Annotated in this window: 20 protein-coding genes; 13 read left to right on the top strand and 7 right to left on the bottom strand. The window is 71.9% G+C overall.

What is annotated here, in order from left to right:
* The first annotated feature begins 9 nt into the window (after positions 1 to 9).
* The 6 genes from ACS3YM_RS10930 (at position 10) to ACS3YM_RS10905 (ending at position 5,865) form a co-directional block, all read left to right on the top strand.
* A complete protein-coding gene (locus tag ACS3YM_RS10930; protein WP_439936471.1) occupies positions 10 to 1,098 on the top strand; it encodes a 1-deoxy-D-xylulose-5-phosphate reductoisomerase in 1,089 nt (362 codons plus the stop codon).
* A 24-nt stretch (positions 1,099 to 1,122) separates the two neighbouring features.
* Positions 1,123 to 2,469, top strand: coding sequence for a M50 family metallopeptidase (locus ACS3YM_RS10925; protein WP_439936470.1), 1,347 nt, complete (start codon positions 1,123 to 1,125; stop codon positions 2,467 to 2,469).
* 48 nt (positions 2,470 to 2,517) lie between these two features.
* Positions 2,518 to 3,666, top strand: coding sequence for a flavodoxin-dependent (E)-4-hydroxy-3-methylbut-2-enyl-diphosphate synthase (ispG, locus tag ACS3YM_RS10920; protein WP_439936469.1), 1,149 nt, complete (start codon positions 2,518 to 2,520; stop codon positions 3,664 to 3,666).
* Positions 3,667 to 3,872: 206 nt separating this feature from the next.
* Positions 3,873 to 4,724, top strand: coding sequence for a GNAT family N-acetyltransferase (locus tag ACS3YM_RS10915; protein ID WP_439936468.1), 852 nt, complete (start codon positions 3,873 to 3,875; stop codon positions 4,722 to 4,724).
* Between the two features lie 92 nt (positions 4,725 to 4,816).
* Entirely contained in the window at positions 4,817 to 5,410 is a 594-nt protein-coding gene (locus ACS3YM_RS10910) for an RNA polymerase sigma factor (protein WP_439936467.1), read from the top strand.
* Positions 5,407 to 5,865 (top strand): hypothetical protein, encoded by a 459-nt coding sequence (locus ACS3YM_RS10905; protein ID WP_439936466.1) that lies wholly within the window; start codon positions 5,407 to 5,409, stop codon positions 5,863 to 5,865. The genes ACS3YM_RS10910 and ACS3YM_RS10905 overlap by 4 nt, the downstream gene beginning before the upstream one ends.
* Before the next feature lie 49 nt (positions 5,866 to 5,914).
* On the opposite strand, the gene ACS3YM_RS10900 is transcribed toward ACS3YM_RS10905, so the two are convergent.
* Positions 5,915 to 7,186: a S8 family peptidase gene (locus ACS3YM_RS10900; RefSeq protein WP_439936465.1), complete on the bottom strand. Its 1,272-nt coding sequence runs from the start codon at positions 7,184 to 7,186 to the stop codon at positions 5,915 to 5,917.
* Between the two features lie 81 nt (positions 7,187 to 7,267).
* Between ACS3YM_RS10900 and ACS3YM_RS10895 the strand changes: the two genes are divergently transcribed.
* Complete coding sequence (locus ACS3YM_RS10895) at positions 7,268 to 9,856, top strand: CHAT domain-containing protein (RefSeq protein WP_439936464.1); 2,589 nt, start codon at positions 7,268 to 7,270, stop codon at positions 9,854 to 9,856.
* Between the two features lie 18 nt (positions 9,857 to 9,874).
* Here the strand turns inward: ACS3YM_RS10895 and ACS3YM_RS10890 are convergent, their stop codons facing one another.
* The gene (locus ACS3YM_RS10890; protein ID WP_439936463.1) at positions 9,875 to 10,846 is read right to left on the bottom strand and encodes a hypothetical protein; all 972 of its coding nucleotides are present in this window, start codon (positions 10,844 to 10,846) and stop codon (positions 9,875 to 9,877) included.
* 124 nt (positions 10,847 to 10,970) lie between these two features.
* Here ACS3YM_RS10890 and ACS3YM_RS10885 point away from each other — a divergent pair, with 124 nt between their 5' ends.
* The gene (locus ACS3YM_RS10885; RefSeq protein WP_439936462.1) at positions 10,971 to 12,749 is read left to right on the top strand and encodes a proline--tRNA ligase; all 1,779 of its coding nucleotides are present in this window, start codon (positions 10,971 to 10,973) and stop codon (positions 12,747 to 12,749) included.
* 104 nt (positions 12,750 to 12,853) lie between these two features.
* Here ACS3YM_RS10885 and ACS3YM_RS10880 read toward each other — a convergent pair whose 3' ends face one another.
* Entirely contained in the window at positions 12,854 to 13,237 is a 384-nt protein-coding gene (locus tag ACS3YM_RS10880; RefSeq protein WP_439936461.1) for a hypothetical protein, read from the bottom strand.
* An 81-nt stretch (positions 13,238 to 13,318) separates the two neighbouring features.
* Complete coding sequence (locus tag ACS3YM_RS10875) at positions 13,319 to 13,537, bottom strand: hypothetical protein (RefSeq protein WP_439936460.1); 219 nt, start codon at positions 13,535 to 13,537, stop codon at positions 13,319 to 13,321.
* Positions 13,538 to 13,635: 98 nt separating this feature from the next.
* Between ACS3YM_RS10875 and ACS3YM_RS10870 the strand changes: the two genes are divergently transcribed.
* Positions 13,636 to 14,361 (top strand): HAD family hydrolase, encoded by a 726-nt coding sequence (locus ACS3YM_RS10870; protein ID WP_439936459.1) that lies wholly within the window; start codon positions 13,636 to 13,638, stop codon positions 14,359 to 14,361.
* Positions 14,362 to 14,969: 608 nt separating this feature from the next.
* Here ACS3YM_RS10870 and rpmF read toward each other — a convergent pair.
* The 3 genes from rpmF to ACS3YM_RS10855 are packed head-to-tail and all read right to left on the bottom strand — an operon-like array spanning position 14,970 to position 16,017.
* The gene (gene rpmF, locus ACS3YM_RS10865) at positions 14,970 to 15,173 is read right to left on the bottom strand and encodes a 50S ribosomal protein L32 (protein ID WP_439936458.1); all 204 of its coding nucleotides are present in this window, start codon (positions 15,171 to 15,173) and stop codon (positions 14,970 to 14,972) included.
* Entirely contained in the window at positions 15,080 to 15,508 is a 429-nt protein-coding gene (locus tag ACS3YM_RS10860; protein WP_439936457.1) for a DUF4439 domain-containing protein, read from the bottom strand. The genes rpmF and ACS3YM_RS10860 overlap by 94 nt, the downstream gene beginning before the upstream one ends.
* The gene (locus tag ACS3YM_RS10855; RefSeq protein ID WP_439936456.1) at positions 15,505 to 16,017 is read right to left on the bottom strand and encodes a hypothetical protein; all 513 of its coding nucleotides are present in this window, start codon (positions 16,015 to 16,017) and stop codon (positions 15,505 to 15,507) included. Before ACS3YM_RS10855 ends, ACS3YM_RS10860 begins: the two co-directional genes overlap by 4 nt.
* A 115-nt stretch (positions 16,018 to 16,132) precedes the next feature.
* On the opposite strand from ACS3YM_RS10855, the gene rimP reads away from it, so the two are divergent.
* From rimP to infB, 4 genes are all read left to right on the top strand, one after another.
* Positions 16,133 to 16,630, top strand: coding sequence for a ribosome maturation factor RimP (rimP, locus tag ACS3YM_RS10850; RefSeq protein ID WP_439936455.1), 498 nt, complete (start codon positions 16,133 to 16,135; stop codon positions 16,628 to 16,630).
* Positions 16,630 to 17,607: a transcription termination factor NusA gene (gene nusA / locus ACS3YM_RS10845; protein WP_439936454.1), complete on the top strand. Its 978-nt coding sequence runs from the start codon at positions 16,630 to 16,632 to the stop codon at positions 17,605 to 17,607. Before rimP ends, nusA begins: the two co-directional genes overlap by 1 nt.
* A gap of 48 nt (positions 17,608 to 17,655) precedes the next feature.
* Positions 17,656 to 18,000, top strand: coding sequence for a YlxR family protein (locus ACS3YM_RS10840; protein ID WP_439936453.1), 345 nt, complete (start codon positions 17,656 to 17,658; stop codon positions 17,998 to 18,000).
* 98 nt (positions 18,001 to 18,098) lie between these two features.
* Complete coding sequence (infB, locus tag ACS3YM_RS10835) at positions 18,099 to 20,888, top strand: translation initiation factor IF-2 (protein WP_439936452.1); 2,790 nt, start codon at positions 18,099 to 18,101, stop codon at positions 20,886 to 20,888.
* Positions 20,889 to 21,014 lie beyond the last annotated feature (126 nt).

The raw sequence follows: 21,014 nt of genomic DNA, 5'->3' as shown, positions 1-21,014 counted from the left end.
CTGACGCCCGTGACTGCGCGCGACATCGTGATCCTCGGTTCGACCGGCTCCATCGGCACCCAGGCCCTCGACCTCGTCCGCGCCAACCCCGACCGGTTCCGGGTGGTCGGGCTCACGGCCGGCGGCTCCCACCCCGACCTCTTCGAGGCCCAGGTCGCCGAGTTCTCGCCGGCGTTCTCGGGGCTGGGGGAGGACGCGTCGACCGAGGCGGCCGGGCGCGAGTGCGACGTCGTGCTCAACGGCATCACCGGTGCCGTCGGGCTGCGCCCCACCCTGGCGGCCCTCGACGCCGGCAACACGCTGGCCCTGGCCAACAAGGAGTCGCTGATCATGGGCGGCTCCCTGGTCACGGGTCGCGCGCGGCCGGGCCAGATCGTGCCGGTCGACTCCGAGCACTCGGCGCTCGCGCAGTGCCTGCGCTCCGGCACCCGGGCAGAGGTGCGCCGGCTGGTGCTGACGGCGTCCGGCGGACCGTTCCGCGGCCGAACCCGCGACGACCTGGCCCAGGTCACGGTCGACGAGGCGCTGCAGCACCCGACGTGGTCGATGGGACCGGTCATCACGATCAACTCCGCGACCCTGGTCAACAAGGGCCTCGAGGTCATCGAGGCCCACCTGCTCTTCGACATCCCCTTCGACCGGATCGACGTGGTGGTCCACCCGACGAGCGACGTGCACTCGATGGTCGAGTTCGTCGACGGCTCGACGATCGTGCAGGCGAGCCCGCCGACCATGATGATCCCGATCGCGCTGGGCCTCGCGTGGCCGGACCGCGTGCCCGACGCGGCCCCCGCCTACGACTGGACCGCTGCCCGCAGCTGGGAGTTCTTCCCCCTCGACGACGAGGCGTTCCCGGCCGTCTCCCTGGCCCGGACGGCGGGGGAGCTGGGCGGCACTGCGCCCGCGGTCTACAACGCCGCCAACGAGGAGTGCGTCGAGGCGTTCCGTGCCGGTCGCCTGCGGTTCGTCGACATCATCCCGACGGTGGGCGCCGTCCTCGCCGCCCACGACGTACCATCGAGGGAGCACTTCACCGTGGACGACGTCCTCGCCGCCGACGCCTGGGCGCGCGCGGAGGCCGCGGCCCTCATCGCCTGAGAAATCGCCTGAGAAGGATCTCCCTTGACCCCCCTGCTCTACACCCTGGGCGTCGTCACCTTCGTGGTCGCGATCCTGGTCTCGATCGGGCTGCACGAGTTCGGCCACCTCGTTCCGGCCAAGAAGTTCGGCTGCAAGGTGCCGCAGTGGTTCATCGGCTTCGGCCCCACGGTGTGGAGCAAGCAGATCGGCGAGACCGAGTACGGCGTCAAGGCGATCCCGCTCGGCGGCTACGTCAAGATCGTCGGGATGCTTCCCCCGGGTGCCGAGGGCCTCGTCGAGGAGACGACGTACGACGAGGACGGCGAGCCGGTGCACAAGGTGCGCCGCTCCAACACCGGACTGTTCACGCAGCTGATCTCCGACGCCCGCGCCGCGGAGTGGGAGTACGTCAAGCAGCACGACACCGACCGGCTCTTCTACCGCCTCGCCTGGTGGAAGAAGGTGATCGTGATGGCGGGCGGGCCGATGGTCAACATCGCCATCGCCTTCTCCCTCTTCGTGATCCTCTTCGCGACCTACGGCAACCCGCGCGACGAGGTCGTCGAGCCCACCGTGGCCGCGGTCCCGGAGTGCGTGATCCCGGTCGAGGAGACCGGCCGCGACTGCACCGCCGCCGACCCGGCCACGCCGGCCAAGCAGGCCGGGATCGAGCCCGGCGACGAGATCGTCAGCTTCAACGGGACGCCGTTCCGCGACTGGGAGAGCTTCCAGTCGCAGATCCGCGGCAACGCCGACGGCGACGCCGTCATCGAGGTCCGTCGCGACGGTGAGCTGCTCACGCTGACCACCAACACCACGGTCACCCTGCGCCAGACCTCGATCGAGGACCAGACCCTCACCGAGGTCGGCTTCCTCGGCGTCCAGCCCCGCACCCACCTCAACACCGGCGGCCCCGTCTACACCGCGATCCAGATGGAGACGATGACCGTCGAGACGGTCCAGGCGCTGGGGCAGCTGCCGGTCAAGGTCTACGAGGTCGGCCGCGCGATCGTCGGGCTCCAGGAGCGCGACCCCGAGAGCCCGGTCTCGATCGTGGGCGGTGGCCGGTTCGCGGGCGAGGCCGCGGCGAGCGACGCCTTCCCGCTGGTCGACAAGCTGGTCACGCTGCTGTTCCTGATCGCGAGCTTCAACTTCTTCATCGGCATGTTCAACTTCGTCCCGCTCCTGCCCCTGGACGGCGGCCACATCGCCGGGGCGCTCTACGAGGGTCTCAAGCGCGGCGTCGCCCGCCTCCGCGGCCGCCCCGACCCCGGGCACGTCGACGTCGCCAAGCTGCTGCCGGTCGCCTACGTCGTGGGGCTCGCCATGCTGGTGATGGGCGTGATCCTCATCGTCGCCGACCTCGTCGTACCCCTCCACCTGAGCTGACGTACGCCGACTCGGGCCCGCGAGGCGCCTCCTCCTAGACTGGCGGGCATGACCGTCGGCCTTGGCATGCCTGCCCTCCCGCCCCCCGTCCTGGCGCCCCGCCGCAAGACCCGCCAGATCAAGGTGGGGTCCGTGGGCGTCGGCAGCGACTCGCCGATCTCGGTGCAGTCGATGACCACGACGCTGACCTCCGACGTCAACGCCACGCTCCAGCAGATCGCCGAGCTGACCGCGACCGGCTGCGACATCGTGCGGGTGGCGTGCCCCAGCCAGGACGACGCCGACGCGCTCCCGGAGATCGCCCAGCATTCGCAGATCCCGGTCATCGCCGACATCCACTTCCAGCCGAAGTACGTCTTCGCGGCCATCGACGCCGGCTGCGCGGCCGTCCGGGTCAACCCGGGCAACATCCGCAAGTTCGACGACCAGGTCAAGGAGATCGCGAAGGCGGCCAAGGACCGCGGCACGTCGATCCGCATCGGCGTCAACGCCGGCTCGCTCGACAAGCGGATCCTCGACAAGTACGGCAAGGCCACGCCGGAGGCGCTCGTCGAGTCCGCCGTGTGGGAGGCCAGCCTCTTCGAGGAGCACGACTTCCACGACTTCAAGATCTCGGTCAAGCACAACGACCCGGTCGTGATGGTGCGCGCCTACGAGCTGCTGGCCGAGGCCGGCGACTGGCCGCTGCACCTCGGCGTCACCGAGGCCGGACCTGCCTTCCAGGGCACCATCAAGTCGGCGGTCGCGTTCGGCCACCTGCTCAGCCAGGGCATCGGCGACACCATCCGCGTCTCGCTGAGCGCGCCCCCGGTCGAGGAGGTCAAGGTCGGCCTCCAGATCCTGGAGTCGCTCAACCTCAAGCCGCGCCGCCTCGAGATCGTCTCCTGCCCCTCGTGCGGTCGCGCCCAGGTCGACGTCTACAAGCTCGCCGAGGAGGTCACCGCCGGGCTCGACGGGCTCGAGGTGCCGCTGCGCGTCGCCGTCATGGGCTGCGTCGTCAACGGACCCGGCGAGGCCCGCGAGGCCGACCTGGGTGTCGCCTCGGGCAACGGGAAGGGCCAGATCTTCGTCAAGGGCGAGGTCGTCAAGACCGTCCCGGAGTCGCAGATCGTGGAGACCCTCATCGAGGAGGCCCTGCGCATCGCCGAGGGCATGGAGCCGGTCGAAGGCGCCGAGGCGTCCGTCTCCGTCTCCTGAGGGTGGCGGCATCTGACATCGAAATCGTCGCGGGTGGCGGCGTACGACATCCAGATCGCCGATTCGGTGGTCATGTGCCGCCACCCTCGACGGCGGGGTGGTCGTTTGCCGCCACCCTCGGCGGCGGGGTGGTCGTCTGCCGCCACCCTCGGCGGCCGGATGGTCGTCTGCCGCCAGGCTGCGGAGGACCTGAGTAGGCTCCGAGCGTGCTGAGGACCCGCGAGCAGGTGCGCGTGCTGGGCCCGGGCGACCGGGACCGGTTCGTCGCGCTCGCGGAGCAGGACCCGGTGGTCAACGTCTTCGCCGACTACCGCGCCCGGCTCACCAACCTCGACGAGCGTTGGCTGGGCGGGCAGGTGTGGGGTCGCTTCGAGGGCGACGAGCTGGTCGCCGGCTGCCACCTCGGGGCCAACCTGGTCCCGGTCCAGTGCACGCCCGACGACGTGGGTGCCTTCGCCGACGTGGCGCTGCGCCGCCGCGGCACGGTCGGCACGATCGTGGGGCCCAGCGACGTGGTCGCGGCGCTGTGGGAGGTCGTCGAGCCGCGCTGGTCGCGCCCGCGCGAGATCCGCTCCTGCCAGCCGCACCTGGAGATCGCGGGCCCACCGGCCGTGGCGCCCCACCCCGACGTACGCCTCACAACGCCCGCCGACCTCGAGCGCCTCTACCCGGCCTGCGTGGCGATGTACACCGAGGAGGTCGGTGTCTCGCCGGAGAGCGACTCCGGCGGCGGCGACCTCTACCGCGCGCGCGTTCAGCAGCTCATCGGGCGCGGGTGGTCGATGGCCAGCTTCGACGAGCAGGGAGTGGTGTTCAAGGCCGAGGTCGCGTGCGTGACGCCGTACGCCGCCCAGGTGCAGGGGGTGTGGGTGCGCCCGGACCTGCGGGGCAGGGGACTGGCCTCGAGCGGCATGGCGGCCGTGGTCTCGCACGTCCTCGACTCCGGCATGGCGCCGGTCGTCTCGCTCTACGTCAACGAGTGGAACCTGCCTGCCCGGGCGACGTACGCCCGTGTCGGGTTCGAGCAGACGGCGACCTTCGCGACCCTCATGTTCTGACCCACCGAGGTGCAGGACAAAAAGGTTTTCGGCCGGGACGTATCAGCACGGCGGTTGCCACTACCTGTGCTGACATGGGGACAATGGTCACCATGTCAGAGGACCGAAGAGCTGAGGGGCAGCTCGACCAGTCACCGTGGGACATGGCCAGTGGGGCGTTCATCGCCTGGCGTTCGGGGGACGCCAGCGCGGTGGATGAGCTGGTTGCTGCGATGACACCGGTGCTCTGGCACGTGGTGCGGGCCTACGGCCACGACCGCCAGTCGGCTGAGGACGTGATTCAGGCGACCTGGCTGGGCTTCGTACGGCTGCACCAGACCATCGACGATCCCCAGGCGGTCGCGTCCTGGCTGATCACGTCAGCCAGGCGCGGCGCAGCCGCCCATGCCCGGACCGCGCGACGTGCGAGTCCGGTGCAGGACGAGACGCTGCACGCCGTGCTCCCGGACGCGGAGTCGGCCGAGGAACTGGCAGTGCGCGACGACGAGGCGTCACGGCTCTGGAGAGCCGTGGCGTCCGTCGACGAGCGCTGCCGCAAGCTGTTGCGGGTCGTGGCCTTCATGGACCGACCCGACTACCAGGCCTTGAGCAAGGACCTCGACATGCCTGTCGGGAGCATCGGACCCACGCGGGCCCGCTGCCTGGCCAAGGTACGACGTGCACTGACGGAAGGGGGCGAGCGATGACCAGTGGGGATGCCGCTCTCCTGGGGGAGCTGCGTGACATGTGGACGACCTACGACCCGCCGCCGCCCGGACTCGTGGCGACGATGATCGCCGCCGTCGCGGCCGCGGAGCTCGACGAGGAGTGGGAGATGCTCGTCCTGCTCCGCGACTCCGCCCACGGGCCCGCCGCCGAGGTGCGGGGGCTGAGCACCGCGCGGGTGCTCTACTTCTCCGCGGCCTCGGGCTGGTCGCTCGACGCGGAGATCGACGGGACCGAGGTGCGGGGCCAGCTGCTCGACTTCGAGGGGGACCTGGAGTCCGTCGAGGTCACGGTGGAGACCACCGACGGTCAGACGTGGACGACCGCGCTCGACGAGTCCGGCTTCTTCCTGATCGAGGCCGAGCCCACCGGGTCGGTCCGGTTCACGGTGCGATCCGGCGACTCCGTCTCGAGCAGCCGCTGGGTCGAGCTCTGATCCAGGGCCGGAGCCAGGACCAGGGACAGGCCCTGGGTCAGGCCCTCTATCAGAAGTAGGGCTGGCGCAGCGTCTGGATCGGCCCCACGCCGGGGTCGGACTCGTACGCCGACCGCGCCAGCACGGCGTCGCGGGCGTCCGCGGCCGAGCAGCCGCGCTCGGAGATCTCCCGGGCGATCAGGCCGGCCACGACCGGAGCGGAGAACGACGTGCCGCTCCACCGGGCCATCCCGGTGCTGAAGACGCGCACGTCGCCCTTGTCGGGCGTCTCGTGGCACACGAACGTGCCGTCGGGGAACGCGTTGACGTGGTTGCGCCCCAGGGCGTAGACGTCCGCGGAGACGCCGAAGTTGGAGTAGTCCGAGACGCGGCCGTCGCGGTCGAGCGACCCGACGCCCACGCACCAGTCGAAGGCGGCCGGCCAGAACGGCGCCGGCGACGAGTCGTTGCCCGCCGCCGCGACCAGGACGCAGTCGAGCTTGTGCAGCCGCGTGCGGTAGAAGGTCTCGAACGCGATCGACGGCAGGTCGAGGCGGGTGCGGCAGCCTGCGGAGAGGTTGATGACCCGCGGGTCCTTGTCGAGCGCCTCCTCGAGCTGCACGACCATGTCGGACTCCAGGACGCCGCCGCCCCCGACTCCGCCGATGCAGAAGCCCTCGACGAAGACCTTGGTCTCGGGCGCCGTGCACCGCACCACCCCGGCGATGAAGGTGCCGTGCCCGGCGTACGGGCGCAGGTCCGGGCCGTTGAGCTCGTCGTCGCCGTCGACGTCGTGCAGCCACGGCGTACGTGGGTCGGTGCCGGACGGCGGGTTCCAGCCGGTGTCGACCACCACGACGCTGACCTCGTCGCCCTTGCCCCGCGGTGCCTCCGGGGGACAGGGCTCCTTCAGGCCGGTCTCCTGCGGCTCGATGGCCGGGCACAGGGTGCTGCCGCCACCACCCGGTGCGACATGCACCCAGTGGTCGGGTGACGCCGCGCCTCGCTGCAGACCGGCCTCCTCGAGGAGGTCGAGGAGCTCGGGGACGGACTCGCCGTTGACCCGCGCAGGGAGCACGTAGCGCAGCAGCTCCCCGTCGAGCAGCTCGGCGTCCACGCGGGGCGTGTCCTCCAGGACACCCTTGTCGAGGGCGGCGACGGCGCTGTCGAACGACCCGACGTCGGCGGACCGCACCAGCATCCGGTCGGGGTGGTACACGTAGGTGAAGTCCGCAGGCGCCTCGGTGTCCCAGGCCACCTGGCCGTCATTGGCTTCCTTGAAGTTGCGGAGCTGGTCGGTGCTGCGTCGTCGTCGGTCGTTGCCGATCTTCCAGTCGCCCATGCTCGGACGCTAGTGCTGCAAGGACAGACCTGACGGCGTTTTCCCATATCTGGGGCGGGGCTCGGCAAGGATGGTCACACCATGGTGACCAGGGCCGACGCTGAGGAGCTGCTGCTCACCCTGTTCTCCGCCCCTGCGGCAGCGCGCCGGCGGGCGGAGGAGGAGCTCGTCACGTCCGCGGATCCCTTCGTGGCCTCGATCGGCCACCAGGTCGTGGGCATCGTGCTCCGTGACCTGGGGCAGGTCGATCAGTCGCTGGTGCACCTGCGGACGGCACTGGGCGTCGCCAGACGGTCCGGCGACCCCGAGCGTGTGAGCGACGCGCGCGCCACCCTGGGAGCGACCCTGGCCGTGAGTGGTCAGGTCCGCGACGGGCTGGCCCACCTCGACCAGGCCACGAAGGAGGTCTCGGGGACGCCCAAGGCTCGGGCGCTGTACAGGCGTGCCTGGGTGCTCGAGCGGATGCTGGCCGACTACGAGGGCAGCGCCGCCGACCTGCACGAGGCCAGTGTCGAGTTCGGTCGCGCCGGGGACCGCGAGTGGGAGCTCAGGGCGCGCAACCTCGCGGGCCTCGTACGGGCGCGTTCGGGCGACCTCACCGGGGCCGCCGAAGCGTTCGAGGAGACACGACTGATAGCCACCGAGCTGGGGACCGAGTGGGCGGGGGCGATCGCCGTCCACAACGTGGGGTGGGTGGCCTTCCTGGCCGGTGACCTCCCGCTCGCCTTCGAGAAGTACGCCGAGGCCAGCGCGCTCTTCGACGCCCTCGAGGTCACCAGCGTCGACCTCGTGGTCGACCGCGCCGACGCCTACCTCGCCGCAGGCCTCGCGGTCGATGCCCTCGCCGTGGTCGAGCAGGCCCTCGCGGCGCGACCGCTCCAGGCCCGCGAGCACGCTGACCTGCTCGTCTCGGTCGCCGAGGCGGCCCTGGCTGCGGAGGACTGGCAGCGTGCTGCCGCCGCGGCCGACGAGGCCTCCCGCCTGCTGCGGCGCCAGTCGCGACAGGTCCACCGCCTGCGCGCCGACCTCAGGTCGATCACGGCCCGGGCCGAGGCGGGCGACCCGCCGTCGCGGCTCCTGCCGCAGGTGGAGCGGCTCGTCGACGCCTCCCGGGAGGCGCAGGTCAGCGAGCTGCCCCAGGCACTGCTGCTCGGGGCGCGCCTCGCCGAGGGTGTCGACTCGCCACGGGCCGCCGCGTTGGCCGCGGCCTGGCTCGAGGAGGCGGCCGAGTTCCGCCGGAGCGGCACCGGTCTGGTGCGAGCCCTCGGCTGGTTGGCCCGGGCGCGTGCCCGTGCCGCAGCCGGCGACAGCGGTGGGGTGCTCCGCGCCTGCGACCTCGGGCTGAGGGCGCTCGACGAGCACCGCGCCACCCTCGGCAGCCAGGAGCTGCGGGCCGTGGTCTCCAGCCACGGCGCGGCGCTCGCCGAGCTCGGCACGCGGACGGCGCTGGCGTCAGGGAGCTCGCGCCAGCTCCTGCGGTGGTCGGAGCGGTGGCGAGCCACGGCCCTGGCGGTGCCCCCGGCCACGGCTGACCGCGACGAGGAGACGACGGCCGACCTCGCGGCCCTGCGCGCCCAGCACCGGCAGCTGGCCGAGGCCCGGGCGGCGGGCGAGCCGACCGAGCGCCTCGAGGCCCGCGCCTCCCGGCTGGAGCAGACGGTGCGTCAGCGCCTCATGCGCGTCCGCGGGTCGGGGGAGACCGCCACCTCCCTCGACGTCGTAGCCCTCCTCGCCGCCCTCGCCGAGGACGACACCGCCCTGGTCGAGCTGGTCGAGGTCGACGGGGAGATCCACGCGCTCGTGGCGGCGCGGGGACGCGTACGCCGCCTTCGGGTCGGCAGTGCCCCCGACGCTGCGAAGGCCGTCGACTTCGCCCTCTTCACGCTCCGGCAGGCCGCGCGCGGCCGGCGCGCCCAGCTGGACCTCGCCGGCGTCCGGCTGCAGAAGTCGCTCCTCGGCTCGGCGCTCGACGCGGTGGGGGAGTCGCGGGTCGTGGTGTCGGGCACCAGCGGGCTGCAGGGCGTGCCGTGGGGCCTGGTGCCCGCGCTCGCCCACCGCCCCGTGACGAGTACGCCGTCCGCGCGGCTGTGGCTGCGGGCGCGATCCGCGCGGGCCGAGGGTGACCGTCGGGTGATGCTCGTCGGCCCCGGGCTCGGCAGCGGTGGGGCCGAGGTGCCGGCGGTCGCCGCCGAGGACGCCGGCGCACAGGTCCTCGACGGCGCCGACGCGACGGTGGCGGCCGCGCTGGCAGCGCTCGACGGCGCGGCGCTGGCGCACGTGGCCGCCCACGGCCACTTCCGCGAGGACAGCCCGCTGTTCTCGTCCCTCGTCCTGGCCGACGGGCCGCTGCTGGTGCACGACCTCCAGGGGCTGCGCCGCCCACCGCACCGTGTCGTGCTGTCGGCCTGCGAGTCGGGCGTCATGGCCCCGGTCGGCGACCAGGAGCTGCTCGGGCTCGCGGCCGCGCTGCTCTCGATGGGCACGGCCGGCGTCGTGTCGAGCCTGGCCGAGGTCGACGACGCCGCCACGGTCGAGGTGATGGTGGCCCTGCACGCGAGCCTCCGCGCCGGCGAAGGGCTCGGCGAGGCCCTGCTGGCCGCGCGGGAGGTGGCGGCCGGCGATCCGGTGCTGGCGGCCACCGCGGCGTCGTTCACGGTGCTCGGGACCTAGCCCTGGCTCCCGCCCCTGCTAGGGAGCGGTCACGGGCACCGGGTCGGTCGCGTTCTCGCAGGCACCGAGCGTGCAACGCACGGTGGCGAACTTCCGCTGGCCGTTGACGTCGAGCAGCAGCGTGGTGGGCGACTCCCACTCCCAGCCGCTGAACCAGTTGGTGCTGTAGGTCGCCAGCTTCGTGCCGTCGATCTCGCGCAGGTGGATCACGCCGGGGCCGAGCCCGTCGGTGAGGATGTCGAAGGTCACCATCCGGGTGCCGTCGGGGGAGACGGCCGCGACCCGGTCCTCGCACGACTTCCAGACCTTCATCCTCGGCGCGCTGAGCCTCACCAGCTGGGTGCAGCCGCCGAGGTAGGGGTCCTTCGTGTAGGTCACGAGCAGGTTGTGCTCGATGCTGGCCTGGCCGGTCAGCTTCGTCGTCAGGGTCCGCACACGGTCGGCTCCGACGCCCCACCACGCGGTGCGCCGGGTGGTGTCGACGAGCACCTTCCGGGCGTCGGCGGTGACGACCTCGGGGTAGCCGCCGAACTTCCGGGCGGCGATCTCGGTCCCGTCGGTCGCCGACCAGACCTTGATCGTCGTACGCCGGTTGCTCGACGTCGGACCGACCAGCCGGCTGCCGTCCTCGCTGAGCACCAGGGTCGACGCGTCCACGTCGCGCAGGACCTCGCGCACGGCGCCGTCCGCCTCGACGCGTACGACGCGACGGTTGCGCCACTCCCCGACCCTGTTCGTGCGGTGGGTTGCGATCACCCAGGCATCGCCGGACGGTCCGAGGAGCTCCGCGACCGTTCCGGGCAGCTCCACGCGCTTGGTGCCGTCGACGAAGTCGCCGTCGTCGATGTGGGGGACCGCGATGTCGGCGCCCCGGGAGAGCCGGTGGGGCTGCAGCTCGACGCTCGGGACCGCGGCCTGCGCGGGTGCGACGAGCGAGACGGCAGTGGTCAGCGCGGCCAGCACGAGGCCGGCTCGGCGTGGGTGGCGCATGGTGGTTCCCCCTGTGGAGTGTGCGGTGTCATCGAGGAGACGTGCGGGGGTGCGGCGGGGTTGCCTGTGACCAGCGGGGAATCTGGTTCGCGGTGGCCGGAGCCGCGCACCTATCCTTGCGCGCATGGCAGCCCGCATCCTCCGCATGTCGACCCTGTTCGTGCGCACCCTGCGCGACGACCCCAACGACGCCGAGGTGCCGAGCCACAGGCTGCTCGTCCGCGCCGGCTACATCCGCCGCAACGCCCCGGGCATCTACACCTGGCTGCCCCTGGGCCTGCGCGTGCTGCGCAAGATCGAGGGCATCATCCGCGAGGAGATGGACGACATCGGCGCCCAGGAGCTGTCGTTCCCGGCGCTGCTGCCCAAGGAGCCCTACGAGGCGTCCAACAGGTGGACCGAGTACGGCCCCAACATCTTCCGCCTCCAGGACCGCAAGGGCGCGGACTACCTGCTCGGTCCCACGCACGAGGAGATGTTCACCCTGGTGGTGAAGGACCTCTACTCGTCCTACAAGGACCTGCCGCTCTCGATCTACCAGATCCAGAACAAGTACCGCGACGAGGCACGTCCCCGCGCCGGCCTGCTGCGCGGGCGCGAGTTCATCATGAAGGACTCCTACTCCTTCGACGTCGACGACGCGGGCCTCGAGCGGTCCTACCGGCAGCACCGCGACGCCTACATCAAGATCTTCGACCGGCTCGGCTTCGAGTACGTCATCGTGAAGGCGACGTCAGGCGCCATGGGCGGCTCGGCCAGCGAGGAGTTCCTCGCCAAGGCCGAGGTCGGTGAGGACACCTACGTCCGCTGCACCCACTGCGACTACGCCGCCAACGTCGAGGCCGTCGCCGTGCGCGCGCCCGCCCCGCTGCCGTACGACGACGCGCCCGCCGCGCACGCCGAGGACACCCCCGACACCCCGACCATCGACACCCTGGTCGACCACCTCAACGCGGCCTTCCCCCGTGAGGACCGCCCCTGGGTCGCCGGCGACACCCTCAAGAACGTGCTCGTCGTGCTCAAGCACCCGGACGGCACCCGCGAGCCGCTCGCGATCGGCCTGCCCGGCGACCGCGAGGTCGACCAGAAGCGCCTCGAGGGCCAGCTCGAGCCCATCGAGGTGGAGGCGATGGACGAGGCCGAGATGGCGAAGTACCCCGCGCTGGTCAAGGGCTACATCGGTCCGGAGGTGCTCGGGGAGGAGTCGAAGTCCGGCATCCGCTACGTCGTCGACCCGCGCGTCGTCGAGGGCACCCGCTGGGTCACCGGCGCCAACGTCCCCGGCTCCCACGTCGTCGACCTGGTCGCCGGTCGTGACTTCACCCCCGACGGCACCATCGAGGCCGCCGACGTGCGCGACGGCGACGCCTGCCCCAGCTGCGACGAGGGCACTCTCGAGTCGGCGCGCGGGGTGGAGATGGGCCACATCTTCCAGCTCGGCCGAAAGTACGCCGACGCGCTCGGGCTCCAGGTGCTCGACGAGAACGGCAAGCTCGTGACGGTCACGATGGGCTCCTACGGCATCGGTCCGTCCCGTGCGGTGGCCGCGATCGCCGAGGGCACGCTCGACGACATCGGCCTGTGCTGGCCGCGCAACGTCGCGCCCGCCGACGTGCACGTCGTCGCGGCCGGCAAGGACGACGCGATCTTCGAGGCCGCCGAGTCGCTGGCCGCCGAGCTCGCCGCGCAGGGTGTCGAGGTGCTCTACGACGACCGCCGCGGCAAGGTCAGCCCGGGCGTGAAGTTCAAGGACGCCGAGCTCATCGGCGTACCCACGATCGTCACGGTCGGCCGCGGGCTCGCCGACGGCAACGTCGAGGTCCGCGACCGCAGGTCCGGCGACCGCGAGGAGGTCGCGGTCGACGCGGCCGCCGGCCGGATCGCCGCGATCGTCCGCAGCTGATCCTCCCCCGGGATGGATTTCCACTCGCACGAGTGGAAATCCGAGCTTCGCGCAACCCGCCTGAGCGTGAGCCCCGATGAACATCCACTCGCCGGAGTGGAACTTCATCGGCGAGTCAGCGCCAGCGCGATCCGGAGGTCGGCGAGGTGGAGGTAGGTCCGCCCGCCCGACTGCGTGACGTGCTGGACGTTCTCGACGATCGCGGGCACGGGCGCCGCCGGCGGGCAGCCGACGGCGTGCCCGCCCTCGACGGCGAAGGGCCGCGTCAGCGTGAGCTCGCCGCCCTCCAGCACGAAGCCGGCCGTCCACGTGCGGCAGCCGTCGTACGCCCTCACCTCGTCGCCGTCGAAGCCGATGGCCAGGTCGAGGTCGCGGTAGGTGTCGTACTGATCCCTGCCGCCGCTGCGGATGCCGGCGACGACCGCCGTCCACTGCCCGAGTACGTCGGCCGCGTCCGGCCCGCCGGTGGGTGCGGGTGGGTCGGTCACGCCGTCCGCGACCGTGGTGCCGGGTGACTGCTCGAACGTGTCGATCTGTGTGACGCCGTCGGACTCGTGGACCAGGTCCGGCTACGGGGCGTTGTCCATGGCGCTCCCGTAGGTCAGGCCCGTTGCGTTGGTGGGGAAGTCCGGGCCGTGCGGGACCGGCGACGAGGGTGGCTGGGGCGAGCTCCGGTCACACGTCGCCGCCGTGGCGGCGACGCGGTCCACCGAGGGCTCGGCGCCGTCGAGGCTGAGCAGCACGGCGATCGCGAGCGCTGCCGCCGCGAACGCCTGCTTCCGTCTCACTCCTGCCCTCCCCGCCGACGCCCCTGCCTGTGCCCCCTGCCTGTGTGATGGTGCTGGACGCCGATCGGTTGCGCTCGGCTTCGGATAGGTTCGCGCGCATGGCCCAGGCGCGCATCGAGGCAGTCATCTTCGACTGGGGCGGCACCCTGACGCGGTGGCACGACGTGGACTTCCACGCCGAGTCGCTGGCGCTCGCGGAGGCCGTACGTCGTACGCCGTCGCCCGAGGACGACCACCACGCCCGCGCCGAGCGCCTGCACCGCGCCGGCGACGTGATCTGGGGCCGCAGCCGCGACCACCAGCAGAGCGCGACCATCGCCGATCTCTTCGTCGAGGCTGGGCTCGACCACGACCCCGAGCTGCTGCAGGCCTACTACGACTTCTGGGAGCCCCGCACCCTGACCGACCCCGAGGCGCGGCCGATGCTCGAGGAGCTCCGCTCGAGGGGGCTGCGCATCGGCATCCTGTCCAACACCGTGTGGCCGCGCGAGTGGCACGTCGGCTTCTTCGAGCGCGACGGGGTCTACGACCTCATCGACGGCGACGTCTACACCAGCGAGATCCCGTGGACGAAGCCGTCGCGGCAAGCCTTCGGGGCGGCGATGGACGCCGTCGGGGTCAGCGACCCGGCCGCGTGCGTCTACGTGGGGGACCGGCTCTTCGACGACGTGTGGGGCGCCCGCAACGCCGGCATGCGGGCGATCCACGTCCCGCTCTGCAACATCCCGGTCGACCAGGTCGGCCACACCGAGGGCGAGCCGGACGCCAGCGTCACCTCACTCGCCGAGGTCCCCGCGGTCGTGCGGTCGCTCGACCGGGCCTGAGCGTGGCCCCCCGCCTGGGGCGGTCCTGCAACTTTGTGCGTTGCACGAACATGCAAGTGGGTAACGGTTTCGCAACCCCTGGATCCACTGCATGATTGTGCACGTGGTTCTCCCACCCCACAGGGAGGGTTCACACGGGTGATGCTGACCAACCCCACATGGGCGGTCCGTGTCCTCGGCTTTTGGGAGAGATCTCGGGACTTTCCCAAGGGTTGAGGCCGCGGGCCGCCTTTCCCGTTCCCGGCGGAGCGAGCCGGCGGCATACGACGGCGAAACGGCCGGCGCGGTTGTCGTACGCCGCCACTCTGGCCGGCGCGGTTGTCGTACGCCGCCATGGTCGGGTGCGCCATGTCGGATGGCGGCATACGACAGGGCTGAGCGTGGGCGTGGCGGCAAACGACGGCGAAACGGCCGGCGCGGTTGTCGTATGCCGCCACTCTGGCCGGCGCGGTTGTCGTATGCCGCCACTCTGGCCGGCGCGGTTTCCAGGCGCACGTTGGTCGGGATCTGCCCGTTCTCGTCGGCGTACGAGCGGTGTGTCAGCGCACGGTGCAGCAGCTCGGGATCCAGGACCGGATCACCGAGCGCTGCGCGGAGCTCGTCGGTGGTCAGAGGCCTTGGCGACGGTCGGCCTTGGTGCCGTACTGGCCGCACGGGCCGCACGCACGGTGCGGGAGGTGCTTGGCGCCGCAGGCGGGGTTGGCGCAGGTCGCGAGGGCTACGCCAGCTCGGGCGCGCCGGGCCAGGCCTCGGCGGCGCCACCCAGCTCGAGCTGCCAGGAGGCCGACCAGGTCGCCTCGGTGAGCGCCCACTCGCGCACGGAGCCGGACGACTGGGCGACCAGCGCGAGGAGGGTCTCCGCGCTCGCGACCTCGAGGTCCAGCGCGGCCGCCTGCACCTGCGTGGCGCGGAGCAGCCTCCTGTCGAGCTCGTAGGCGGGCGCGGCCGCCACCGGCTCGCCGCCGGCGTCCTCGACGAGGAGCCGCAGCTGGTCGCGCCGCGCACGGTGGCGCCGGTAGCCGGCGGTCAGGGCGTCGAAGAGGGCGGGCGTGGCCGACTGCGAGGTGCGGGCGCCGAGGACGCCGTAGGTGTAGAGCGCCGCGTGCTCGTCGGCGAGCGTGGTCTGGAGGGCGTCGAGGACGCTCATGGCGCGCCCTCCCCGGCCGCACCGGCCAGGGCGGCGCCGTGCTGTGCTGAGGACGCCGCGACGGCGGCCAGTACCCGGGCGAGGTCGCCGCTGGCTGCGGCCAGGCAGCCCTCGCGCACCTCGCGCACCAGTCGCTGCTCGGAGCGGCGCACGGCGGCGAGCGCTCGCGCCGGCCGGGAGGGGACCGAGGCAGCCTCCCCGGTGGGCCGCTCGGCCTCCGGGACCGCTCCGGCCAGGACGTCGAGGTGCTCGGCGTGGGCCGCGAGCACGGGTCGGAGCCGGGCCGCGAGCGTCGGCGCGGCGGTCGTGGCGGCGTCGAGGACCGACAGCGCACGCACGAGCGCGGCCACCACCCCGGCGACGAGCTCGGAGTCCTCCGGGGGAGGCGGCGTGGCCGGGGACGAACGGCTCTCGCGCGTCGGCGGGTCGATGTCGCAGGCCGCCAGGACCAGCGGTGCGGCAAGTGCCGAGCCCAGTGTCGTACGACGGGAGAGCGGGCGTCCGGGCACGGCCTGACCCTACCCACCGGGCGGACCGGACCGGAGCACCTGCCGGCGGCTCACAGACCTTCGACCGGGGCCGCTATCGTGATCCTTCAACAACTGCACAAGGAGGTCGCCACCGATGAGCACACCCCGTCAGGACGCCACCCGGGACCGCATCGAAGCGGAGCTGGTCGACCCCTTGAGCGCGATGGGCCTCGACGTCGAGGCCGTCGAGGTCACCCCCGCCGGGAAGCGCCGCGTGCTGCGCGTGGCCGTCGACAAGGACGGCGGCGTGACGCTCGACGACGTCGCCGACGCGACCCGCGAGGTCGCCCGCGTGCTCGACGACTCCGACGTGATGGGTGAGATGCCCTACACGCTCGAGGTCACCTCCCGGGGCGTCGACCGCCCCCTGACCCTGCCGCGCCACTGGCGCCGCAACGAGGACCGGCTGGTCAAGGCCACCCTGGCCGACGGCTCCAGCCTGACCGGCCGCATCCTCGGCTCGTCGGACGTCGCCGTCACCCTCGACGTCGACGGCACGCGGCGCGAGGTCGCCTACGCCGACGTCGCGAAGGCCCTCGTGCAGATCGAGTTCAACCGCAAGAGCGAGAAGCCAGAGAAGAAGGACGACTGATGGACATCGACCTGAGCATCCTGCGGATGCTGGAGCGCGAGAAGGAGATCTCCTTCGAGGTGCTGGCCGAGGCGATCGAGCAGGCGCTGCTCACCGCCTACCAGCGCGCCACCGAGTCCCACCACCCGGCTCGCGTCGAGCTGGACCGCAACACCGGCCACGTGACCGTGTGGGCCCGCGAGGTCGACGAGGACGGCACCGCGGGCCCGGAGTACGACGACACGCCCGCCGGCTTCGGCCGGATCGCGGCCACCACCGCCAAGCAGGTGATGCTGCAGCGGCTGCGCGACGCCGAGGACGAGATCAGGTTCGGCGAGTTCTCCGGCAAGGAGGGCGACATCATCTCCGGCATCATCCAGCAGGGCCGCAACCCCGACGACGTGATGGTCGACCTGGGCAAGCTCGAGGCGATCCTGCCGGTCAGCGAGCGCGTCCCGGGGGAGAAGTACGTCCACGGCGAGCGGATCAAGTGCCTGGTGACGTCGGTGCGCAAGGGCATGCGCGGCCCGCAGATCACGCTGTCGCGCTCCCACCCGACGCTGGTCAAGAAGCTCTTCGCCCTCGAGGTGCCCGAGATCGCCGACGGCACCGTCGAGGTGGCGGCCATCGCCCGCGAGGCAGGGCACCGCACCAAGATCGCCGTGCACTCCACGATCCCCGGCGTCAACGCGAAGGGCGCCTGCATCGGCCCGATGGGCCAGCGCGTGCGCAACGTGATGAGCGAGCTCCACGGCGAGAAGATCGACATCGTCGACTGGGCCGAGGACCCGGCCGAGCTGGTCGCCCACGCCCTCTCGCCCGCGCGGGTGACGTCGGTGGAGATCGTCGACCTGGCCACACGGTCGTGCCGCGTCGTCGTACCCGACTTTCAGCTCTCCCTCGCCATCGGCAAGGAGGGGCAGAACGCCCGCCTCGCCGCGCGGCTGACGGGGTGGCGCATCGACATCCGGTCCGACGAGGCCCCCAGCGACGACTGAGGCTCCCAGTTCGTAAAGCACTGGCCCGACGCAGTAGAGTGGTCAGCAGTGGCCACCACGTCTGACACACCTGCGCCCGGACCCGTCCGGACCTGTGTGGGTTGTCGGGCGCAGGCCGCTGCGAGCGAGTTGCTGCGCGTGGTCGCAGGCTCGGACGCCGAGGGCAGACCAGCCCTGGTGCCCGATCCGGACCGCCGGGCACCCGGGCGCGGGGCGCACGTCCACCCCACGCAGGAGTGTTGGCAGCTCGCCGTGCGACGTCGAGCTTTCCCCCGGGCACTTCGCTCGGGAGTCCCGCTCGCCGACGTGCAGGTGGGCGACTACCTCAGCTCGCTGGAACCACAGTCCGAATCACAGCAGCACCGACCAGAAACTGGAGCACGCAGCTCATGAGCACTCGATGAGTAACTCGTAATGAGTGTGCACACCCACTAGCTGTTCCGTTTCCCCTTCCTTCTGGGGTCACGGACCAGAAGGAGTAGAAACCAACCGTGGCAAAGACCCGAGTCCACGAACTCGCCAAGGAGTTCGGAGTCGAGAGCAAGTTCGTTCTCGAGAAGCTCAAGGAGATGGGGGAGTTCGTCAAGTCGGCATCGTCGACTGTCGAGCCGCCCGTCGAGATGCGCTTCAAGAAGCAGTACGGCGATGAGCTGAAGGCCGCTGCGGCCGCCGCTCCCGCCGCCGACACCGCGACCGAGGCGCCGGCCGAGAAGGCTGCCGCCAAGCCGGCCGCCAAGAAGCCCGGCCCCAAGCCTGGCCCCAAGCCGGCTCCCGCACCTGCCGCCACCGAGGCACCGGCCGAGGCTCCCGCCCCGGCTGCCGTCGAGGAGGCCGCTCCGGCTGCCAAGCCCGGCCCCAAGCCCGGTCCCAAGGCTGCCCCGGTCGCCGAGCCCGAGGCTCCGGCCGCCGAGCCCGAGGCCCCGGCCGCACCCGCGGCGAAGGCCCCGTCCCCGGCACCGCGCCCGGTCGGCAGGCCCGGCGCCCCGCGTCCGGGCAACAACCCGTTCGCCCCGAGCCAGGGCATGGGCTCGCGCCCGGCCCCGCGCACGCCCGGCGACGACACCCGCCCGCCGCGCCCGCCGGCCGGCGGCGACGCCCGTCCCGGCATGCCGCGCCCCAACCCGGCCATGATGCCGAAGTCGCCCGCTGCCTTCGGCAACGGTCCCGGCGGCCGTCCTGCCCGTGGTGGCCCCGGTGGCGGCCCCGGTCGTCCGGGTGCCCCCGCCCGCGGCGGCGCCCCGGGTCGTCCCGGCGCCGGCGCCGGCGCTCCGGGCGGTGCCCCGGGGCGTCCCGGAGGCTTCGGCCCGTCCGGTGGCGGTCGTCCCGGTGGCGGTCGTCCCGGCCAGCGCGGCCAGACCCAGGGTGCCTTCGGTCGCCCGGGTGGTCCGTCGCGTCGCGGTCGCAAGTCGAAGCGCGCCCGTCGCCAGGAGTTCGAGGCCATGGAGGCCCCGACCATCGGTGGCGTGCGCGTCCGCAAGGGCAACGGCGAGACCGTACGTCTCCCGCGTGGCGCCTCGCTGACCGACTTCGCCGAGAAGATCAACGTCGACGCCGCTGCGCTCGTGCAGATGCTCTTCTCGCTCGGCGAGATGGTCACCTCCACGCAGTCGGTGGGTGACGAGACGTTCGAGCTGCTCGCCGAGGAGCTCAACTACGTCGTGCAGATCGTCTCGCCCGAGGACGAGGACCGTGAGCTCCTCGAGACGTTCGACCTCGAGTTCGGCGCCGACGAGGGCGACGAGGCCGACCTGGTCGTCCGTCCGCCGGTCGTGACCGTCATGGGTCACGTCGACCACGGAAAGACCAAGCTCCTCGACGCGCTGCGCAACGCCAACGTGGTCGACAAGGAGGCCGGTGGCATCACCCAGCACATCGGTGCCTACCAGGTCCACACCGAGGTCGACGGCGACGACCGTCGCATCACCCTCATCGACACCCCGGGTCACGAGGCGTTCACCGCCATGCGTGCCCGTGGTGCCCAGGCGACCGACATCGCGATCCTCGTGGTCGCGGCCGACGACGGCGTCATGCCGCAGACGGTGGAGGCGCTCAACCACGCCAAGGCGGCCAACGTGCCGATCGTGGTCGCGGTCAACAAGATCGACAAGCCGGAGGCCGACTCGACCAAGGTCCGCGGCCAGCTCACCGAGTACGGCCTGATCCCGGAGGAGTACGGCGGCGACGCGATGTTCGTCGACGTCTCGGCCAAGGCCGGGCTCAACCTCGACAAGCTGCTCGAGGCCGTCGTGCTCACCGCCGACGCGTCGCTCGACCTGCGGGCCAACCCCGACCAGGACGCCCAGGGCCTCGTGGTCGAGGCGCACCTGGACCGCGGTCGCGGCCCGGTGGCGACGGTGCTGGTCCAGCGCGGCACGCTGCGCGTGGGCGACTCGATCGTGGCCGGTCCGGCTCATGGTCGGGTCCGCGCCATGCTCGACGAGCACGGCAACGAGATCACCGAGGCGGACCCGTCGCGGCCCGCGATGGTGCTGGGCCTCTCGGCGGTGCCGGGTGCGGGCCAGAACTTCATCGTGGTCGAGGACGACCGCATGGCCCGCCAGATCGCCGAGAAGCGTGAGGCGCGCGAGCGTGCGGCCATGCAGGCCAAGCGTCGCGTGCGTCGCAGCCTCGAGGACTTCATGGCCTCCATGGAGAAGGGCGAGAGCCAGGAGCTCAACCTCATCCTCAAGGGCGACGTGTCCGGTTCGGTCGAGGCCCTCGAGGACGCGCTGTCGCAGATCGACGTGGGCGACGAGGTGTCGCTGCGCGTCATCGACCGCGGTGTCGGTGCCATCACCGAGACCAACGTCGACCTGGCGGCCGCCTCCGACGCGATCATCATCGGCTTCAACGTCCGCCCGCAGGGCAAGGCGAGCCAGATGGCCGACAAGGAAGGTGTCGAGATTCGCTACTACTCGGTCATCTACCAGGCCATCGAGGAGATCGAGGCTGCCCTCAAGGGCATGCTCAAGCCGGTCTACGAGGAGTCGACCCTCGGTCAGGCGGAGATCCGCGAGATCTTCCGCTCGTCCAAGGCCGGCAACATCGCAGGCTGCATGGTCATCTCGGGCCTCATCCGCCGCAACGCCAAGGTGCGGGTCCTGCGCGACGGTGCGGTCGTGGCCGACAACCTCGACCTCGCCTCGCTCCGCCGGGAGAAGGACGACGCGTCCGAGGTCCGGGAAGGCTTCGAGTGCGGTCTCGTGCTCCGGAACTTCCAGGACATCAAGATCGGCGACATCGTCGAGTCCTTCGAGATGCGCGAGATCCCGCGCAGCTGATCACCGAGCCCGGAGTTCCGGTTTCCCCGCTCATGCGGGGAAACCGGAACTTCTCGCGGTTTGCACGCCCCCAGAAGTTCGAGTTTCCCCGCATAGGCGGGGATTCATGTGACGCGCAGTTTTGAG

Source organism: Nocardioides sp. N13(2025), from assembly GCF_051912545.1.
In the GTDB taxonomy this organism is placed as follows: domain Bacteria; phylum Actinomycetota; class Actinomycetes; order Propionibacteriales; family Nocardioidaceae; genus Nocardioides.
This window is presented reverse-complemented; position numbering and strand designations above follow the sequence as displayed.